Origin of the sequence: Methanospirillum hungatei, from assembly GCF_020216685.1 — an archaeon.
GTDB classification, from domain to species: Archaea; Halobacteriota; Methanomicrobia; order Methanomicrobiales; family Methanospirillaceae; genus Methanospirillum; species Methanospirillum hungatei_B.
This window is the reverse complement of the sequence record NZ_JAIWNS010000243.1, coordinates 1-6,038: the sequence shown is the minus strand read 5'-3', so window position 1 is coordinate 6,038 and position 6,038 is coordinate 1. Positions and strand designations below refer to the sequence as shown.

Annotated in this window: 9 protein-coding genes; 8 read left to right on the top strand and 1 reads right to left on the bottom strand. The window is 42.9% G+C overall.

Translation table 11 applies throughout. The features are described from left to right. Together LDL35_RS14030 and LDL35_RS14025 are read left to right on the top strand one after the other, a co-directional pair. On the top strand, positions 1-358 hold a 358-nt coding region (locus LDL35_RS14030; RefSeq protein ID WP_304023557.1), incomplete at its 5' end, for a hypothetical protein. Further along, positions 355-1,158 carry an EFR1 family ferrodoxin gene (locus LDL35_RS14025; RefSeq protein ID WP_304023556.1) on the top strand — a complete coding sequence of 268 codons (804 nt, stop codon included), beginning with the start codon at positions 355-357 and terminating at the stop codon, positions 1,156-1,158. The genes LDL35_RS14030 and LDL35_RS14025, both read left to right, overlap by 4 nt. A gap of 84 nt (positions 1,159-1,242) precedes the next feature. On the opposite strand, the gene LDL35_RS14020 is transcribed toward LDL35_RS14025, so the two are convergent. Beyond that, a complete protein-coding gene (locus tag LDL35_RS14020; protein WP_304023555.1) occupies positions 1,243-1,893 on the bottom strand; it encodes a hypothetical protein in 651 nt (216 codons plus the stop codon). A gap of 130 nt (positions 1,894-2,023) precedes the next feature. Between LDL35_RS14020 and LDL35_RS14015 the strand changes: the two genes are divergently transcribed. From LDL35_RS14015 to LDL35_RS13990, 6 genes are all read left to right on the top strand, one after another. Further along, the gene (locus LDL35_RS14015; RefSeq protein ID WP_304023553.1) at positions 2,024-3,556 is read left to right on the top strand and encodes an ATP-binding protein; all 1,533 of its coding nucleotides are present in this window, start codon (positions 2,024-2,026) and stop codon (positions 3,554-3,556) included. Positions 3,557-3,584: 28 nt separating this feature from the next. Continuing rightward, on the top strand, positions 3,585-3,746 hold the full coding sequence (locus LDL35_RS14010) for a hypothetical protein (RefSeq protein ID WP_304023551.1): 162 nt from the start codon (positions 3,585-3,587) through the stop codon (positions 3,744-3,746). After that, positions 3,743-4,033 (top strand): hypothetical protein, encoded by a 291-nt coding sequence (locus tag LDL35_RS14005; RefSeq protein ID WP_304023550.1) that lies wholly within the window; start codon positions 3,743-3,745, stop codon positions 4,031-4,033. Before LDL35_RS14010 ends, LDL35_RS14005 begins: the two co-directional genes overlap by 4 nt. 33 nt (positions 4,034-4,066) lie before the next feature. Then, entirely contained in the window at positions 4,067-4,465 is a 399-nt protein-coding gene (locus LDL35_RS14000) for a 4Fe-4S double cluster binding domain-containing protein (RefSeq protein WP_304023548.1), read from the top strand. A gap of 52 nt (positions 4,466-4,517) precedes the next feature. Continuing rightward, a complete protein-coding gene (locus LDL35_RS13995) occupies positions 4,518-5,366 on the top strand; it encodes a pirin family protein (protein WP_304023547.1) in 849 nt (282 codons plus the stop codon). Positions 5,367-5,481: 115 nt separating this feature from the next. Further along, complete coding sequence (locus tag LDL35_RS13990; protein WP_304023545.1) at positions 5,482-6,015, top strand: hypothetical protein; 534 nt, start codon at positions 5,482-5,484, stop codon at positions 6,013-6,015. The last annotated feature ends 23 nt before the right edge of the window (positions 6,016-6,038 follow it).

The window sequence follows — 6,038 nt, the reverse complement described above, 5'->3', positions numbered from 1 at the left end:
AAAAGGATGCTTTCGGGCTATGAAGGGCCTTGCTGATAAAGTCAGACCTGAAAAAATTGATGTTTCCGGCTATGATATGGTCATCATCGCGTCACCGGTCTGGGCAGGAAAACCAACCCCGGTTATCAATGGTGCTCTTGAAGGCCTGACAGGATGCCAGGGGAAAAAGAGTTATGGAATCCTGACCTGTAAAAGTGCTCAAAGTGGCAATGAGGCATTAGTTCCCTTTATCGCCCGGATGAGAGAAAAAGGTCTTGTGCTCTCAAATACTGCCGTCCTCGACAAGAATGCCTCCACTGACAATGCTGCTATTGATACCATCATTGCCGATATCAGATCAGGATGGAGCGAATCATGAATACAACCATTTATTATTTTACCGGGACTGGTAATTCCCTCTCTGTAACCAGAAAAATATCTGAAAAACTTGGAGATACAGAGATTGTCTCCATTGTCTCACAGATGAAAACAGATGGGATAATCTCGGCCCCCTCTGGTCGGGTTGGTATTGTATGCCCGGTTTATGATTCAGGAATTCCTGTCATGGTACGGGATTTTCTCCACCACCTGAAGATCGGAGATGGGTCATATGTCTTTGGGGTTGTCACTCTTGGAGGGACAGGTGGTTCAGCATTAAAGATGATGAATACAGCCCTGCTCACGATGAATACCCATGGACTTGATGCAGGTTTTATCATAAAAATGCCTGGTAATTTCCCACCTGTCTCATCTCCCCCGCCGGCTGAGAAGATTACTTCAATCCTTTCATCTGCAGAGACGGAGATTACCCGGATCACCGAAATAATCCGTGAATGTAAGAAACAGAAGATTGGTGTGTACCCGGTCTCTTCACTTATACAGGCTGTATTGTATAGTGGGTTTGCCAAAGGAGTTCATGGAGCAGATGAAAAATTCTCTGTATCAGATACCTGTACATCGTGTGGAACCTGTGTTTCTGTCTGTCCCACGGAAAATATACTGCTAAAAGACGGAAAACCCGTGTATCTTCATCGGTGTGAACTCTGTTGTGCTTGTCTGAATTTTTGTCCGGTACAAGCAATCGATCTGGAGATGCTCCGTGGAACAAAGGGGAGAGGACGATATCACCATCCGCAGGTTACGGTCGGAGATATGAAGAAGCAGAAAGGGTGTACCTGATGCGGGTAGGTATTAGTGTTATGAGTTTTCAGGCTTTCACCGAATGATATGCTCAAATTGGTATTACAATAGATTAACATAAGATTATTGATGAGATGAATTATCAGGTTTGGTAAATATAATCTCTCCGAATTTTGTAATTTCCTTGGGTATCTCAACTTTTTCTCCTGACAAAGCAACATGGTCCGGTATTTGCGGTGGTATAGAATCATAATAATGCCTGACTGCCGATTCCCCTGACATCACTAAAGCCGCGTGATATGTTCCAATGCCCGGATAGGAGGCAGAATACATCATTGCTCCCTTATCTGTTCCCTGTACATAGACCTGTTTGAGGGAAATATTATCTGATTTGATTCGTTTCACCGGATCTTTTGTCTTACAAATCCGGTATCCGGCGTTTTGCATCCACCGGTCCTGAAAAGCCTGCATCTCATCTATAGTCATGTCCGGTTTATTCCTCTCAAGGATAAGGAATAATTCTGACTGCCAGTCCGGAGATCGGGCTGAAAGCATCGCAGTATTATTTTCATCACCCATCTTCAGGTTATCCTTGATGATCCAACCAAGAGGGATATCTATTATTGCCCAGTCAGGAGACGGGACCTTCTGCCAGTCAGATGCTCCATAAGCAATCCCATTATTTCCAATGCTGAAAATCAGGATCAATAGAATGACATATGATATGTAATAGAGAAATTTACTGTAACTACGGGAGATAAGAGGCGAATACATAGGAATCATCTGGTATCTGCAGAGATATTCTTTCCTGTTTCTTTTTCGCTGTTTTTATCTCGACTGGAATCATGGTATATAAATATCCATATTACATAACGTATAACTACAGAACCAGAGTGAAATAACTATGAACCGCCGAGTCCCGTATGGTATAATGAATTTCGCCGAGCTAATCGATAAAAACAGTTATTTCGTTGATAAAACCCGCTATATAGAAAAATTAGAGAAATATCAAAACCCGGTTTTCCTTCGCCCAAGACGTTTTGGTAAATCTCTCTTTTGTTCAATGCTTCAGTATTATTATGACCTGAAAGAAGCATCCCGGTTTCATGAACTTTTTGGGAACACATGGATAGGAAAAAACCCAACTGGTACTCATAATCAATACCTTGTCTTAAAATTTGATTTTTCCGTTATACCAGTATCTGAAGATATTATAAAGACCGAATCAGCATTTAACCGAATTTGTGTCGGGCGGATCTCTCAATTGAAGTATGCCTATCCTGAACTGATGCATGATTTCCAGGATTTTTCTCCAGATACTGATGTCTCGACGGCTCTTTCATTATGGCTTGGATACCTGCAGAAATCTGATGCTCCACAGGTATACGTGATTATTGATGAATATGACAATTTTGTCAACCAGTTTATTACCAGTCACCAGGATCACCTGTATCAGGAAGTGACCTCTGGTGATAGTTTTCTCAGGACATTTTTTAAAACGCTCAAAGAGGGTAGACAAACCGGGATTATTGCAAATATTTTCATTACCGGAGTTCTCCCGATAACAATTGATGATCTGACTTCAAGTTATAATATTGCATCCTTTCTTACCCTCGATTCCTCGTTTGAATCGATGCTTGGGTTTACCCAGGAAGAAGTGAATGGTCTTCTTGATTTGATCTTCGAAGATTATCAGATTGATCCAATCATTCGTCCCGAAATTCAGGAGATCATAAAAACTCAATATAACGGGTACCATTTCGTTGATCCTGATAGTGATGCAATATATAATTCCACCATGTTGATGTATTTCTTACAGGATTTCTGTGATAAGAAAAAAATCCCTAAACAATTGACTGATTTAAATCTGCGGACTGATCTCTCCTGGGTGAAACGGATAACCAGCAGTACGGAGAACGCCCAAAATATTGTCAGTGAACTTTTACAGACTGAATCCATCCCATATGATGAAGAATATCTGGTTTCTAAATTTAATAGATCCCAGTTTTTTGACAAACATTACTATCCTGTATCATTCTTCTATCTGGGCATGTTGACAAAAAAAGATCAATTTCTCCTCAAACTTCCGAATGTGAACATGCAAAAGATTTTTGCAGAATATTTCAATGAACTCTACAACATCGATGTATCTACCCGGTATGCTTCTATGATGCAGAGTTTTCTTGATAACCCTGATTTAACGAGGCTCTTTGCTGATTACTGGCAGCTCTATGTCGGGCAGCTTCCGGAAGCGGTATTTACCAGAGTGAATGAGAATTTTTATCGGACAACTTTTTATGAACTTTGTAGTCGGTATCTTTCCACCTGGTTTACCTGGAATCTTGAGCGTTCATACCCGAAAGGTCGTAGTGATCTTGAATTCGTCGGAAAGTATCATGAGAGATTTGCTGGGATCAGGTGGATTATTGAGTTTTAAATATTTTTCAAATACAGAATGGACGAGGATGAATACGTCGATCGAGGAATTTACTGTCAGAGACGAAGATACGAAGCAGATTATGGGATATGCTGAAGGGCTCAGGTATGAATACCCACAGGCACATGTGCGGATATTCGTCATGTACTGCATTGGAAATCAGGGATTTAAGGTCATTGAGGTCTCATGACTGACCTCTATGACTCACTCTCCTCCTTTTGCACAATACAGGGTACAACATATTTCGGAGTTGCTGATCTCACATCGGTGCAGGATGAGGTTATAAGGCAGGGTGGAGAAATGATCCGGTATCCTCATGCTGTGGTGTTTGGAATTGTACTGCAGCAGTCAATAGTCGATATGCTTGATGAGGGGAGCCGGGCTGTAAAGATCATGTATCATCATGCATATCAGGTCATAAATTCACGAATTGATACTATCTCATCGACAGTGGCTGATATTATCCAGAAGAACTGATTTTCTGCCCTTCCCGTTCCTGCCTCAGTCAGAGTGGATAATGATCGTATCTGCTCACTGTTTTCTCATAAACTGGCTGCCCGAAAGGCCGGGTTTGGATGGATTGGAAAGAGTTGTATGCTTATCACCCCTGAACACGGACCACGGGTTCGATGGGGGAGTGTTCTGACCGAGGCACCCTTACCGGCAGTATCTGATCCTATGGATGAACGGTGCGGGTCATGTCAGGCCTGTGTTGATATCTGTCCGGTTAAGGCCTATACGGGAGCATCTTTTCGAGAAGGTGATCCACGGAAAGTCAGGTTTGCTGCTGAGCTCTGTGACCGGTATTTTCATGAGATGAAAGAGAGGAATGAAGAGCTGGTCTGTGGACTCTGTCTGTCCATATGGACGAAAACATCAGTTTTTCCCGTGTGTTCACGTATTTCCTAGACCTGTTTTTCACGACCCAGATTTTTTATATCTATCAGGTTGATCATGATGTATGGGGTTAAATCAGCCGGTGAAGGAGATTCTTATTGCACGGGAGACAATCGAAGGAGCCGGGGTCAGGCTGCATCGTGCCTTTGGATACCACGAGATCCCCCGTTTTGATCCATTTCTGATGCTTGATGATTTCAGGTCTGATAACCCGGCAGATTATATGAAAGGCTTTCCCTGGCACCCGCACCGGGGTATTGAGACGGTTACCTACATGCTCGAAGGAAAGGTTGAGCATGGCGATAGTATGGGAAATTCCGGAATGGTTGGAGCAGGGGCAGTCCAGTGGATGACGGCAGGTTCAGGGATTATTCACCAGGAGATGCCAAAACCGGTTCATGGAAAGATGGGAGGATTTCAGCTCTGGGTCAACCTTCCCCGGTCGGAAAAATTTCATGTGCCCCGGTACCAGGAGATATCCCCTGACATGATCCCGATGGATACTCTTGAGAATGGTTCGAAAGTCCGGGTGATTGCAGGTACATATGGACGATTAACCGGTCCGGTTCGTGAGATCATCGTAGACCCGGAATATCTTGACGTGTCAGTTCCTCCGAATTCGAAGTTTTATCATCAGGTCAGGCCTGGTTTTACTGGCATCATGTATGTATTTGAAGGGAGGTGCACAGTGGGGGTTGGAGATCCGGTCTTTTTAAAGAACCGGAATCTTGCACACCTGGCTCCCGGCACAATCCTTGATCTTACATCAGGAGAAGATGGCTGCCGGTTCTTATGGATCTCTGGAAAGCCGATCGGAGAACCGATAGCCTGGGGAGGACCGATTGTCATGAACACTAAGGAAGAAGTGGATCAGGCCTTTGCCGAATATCAGAATGGGATGTTTATCAAATAGCGAATCCAAAATTTTTAGTACTGTCAGATTTGCGTGACTTTACTCTGCTCCAGTCATCACTAGTATCTGGAATCATACCGGGTATTCAATATCAAGAAAAACTAATCTTTTTTTTATGACCAAAAAGCAGGATCGTTCATTTCTCTCTACCATAACTGATGACCAGGCAGCGAGAGTTCTTACGCTTTTACTCGAAGAAAACCCGGAAATGATACCAAAAGCAGCTTTGATTGCAAAAACTCTTCTGTCCGATGTGGATGAAGAAGAAATTTGTAATGATGTATGTGCTGCGTTATCGGTACTGGATGTCCATGACCTCTGGGAAGAATCAGGGAGAACACGGCATGGGTATGTAGAACCCTGTGAACATTCCTATGAAATGATGGAAGATAAAATCGAGCCGTTTCTTGATGAGATGGAACGGTATCTGGAACGGAAAATGGTCAATGATGCACATGCATATTGTAGGGGGATAATCAGGGGAATCTGTGTATACATGTCAGAAGAAGCCGGAGAATTTGCAGACTGGGCGGTTGATAATGATGATGGTCTGACATATGATGTTATCGAGCGATGGAAATTGAAAAATAAAAATCCGGATATTGTTGCTGATCTTGAAGCATTGCGCGAAAAATGCCTAAAAAAGTAAGTACGGGTAGAGAAAATTTCACA

Excerpts from the sequence above, each read along its gene's own strand:
- LDL35_RS14020 (WP_304023555.1), bottom strand. The coding sequence starts at position 1,893 with ATGTATTCGCCTCTTATCTCCCGTAGTTACAGTAAATTTCTCTATTAC.
- LDL35_RS14025 (WP_304023556.1), top strand. The coding sequence starts at position 355 with ATGAATACAACCATTTATTATTTTACCGGGACTGGTAATTCCCTCTCT.
- LDL35_RS13995 (WP_304023547.1), top strand. The coding sequence starts at position 4,518 with ATGGGGTTAAATCAGCCGGTGAAGGAGATTCTTATTGCACGGGAGACA.
- LDL35_RS14010 (WP_304023551.1), top strand. The coding sequence starts at position 3,585 with ATGAATACGTCGATCGAGGAATTTACTGTCAGAGACGAAGATACGAAG.
- LDL35_RS14015 (WP_304023553.1), top strand. The coding sequence starts at position 2,024 with ATGAACCGCCGAGTCCCGTATGGTATAATGAATTTCGCCGAGCTAATC.
- LDL35_RS14005 (WP_304023550.1), top strand. The coding sequence starts at position 3,743 with ATGACTGACCTCTATGACTCACTCTCCTCCTTTTGCACAATACAGGGT.
- LDL35_RS13990 (WP_304023545.1), top strand. The coding sequence starts at position 5,482 with ATGACCAAAAAGCAGGATCGTTCATTTCTCTCTACCATAACTGATGAC.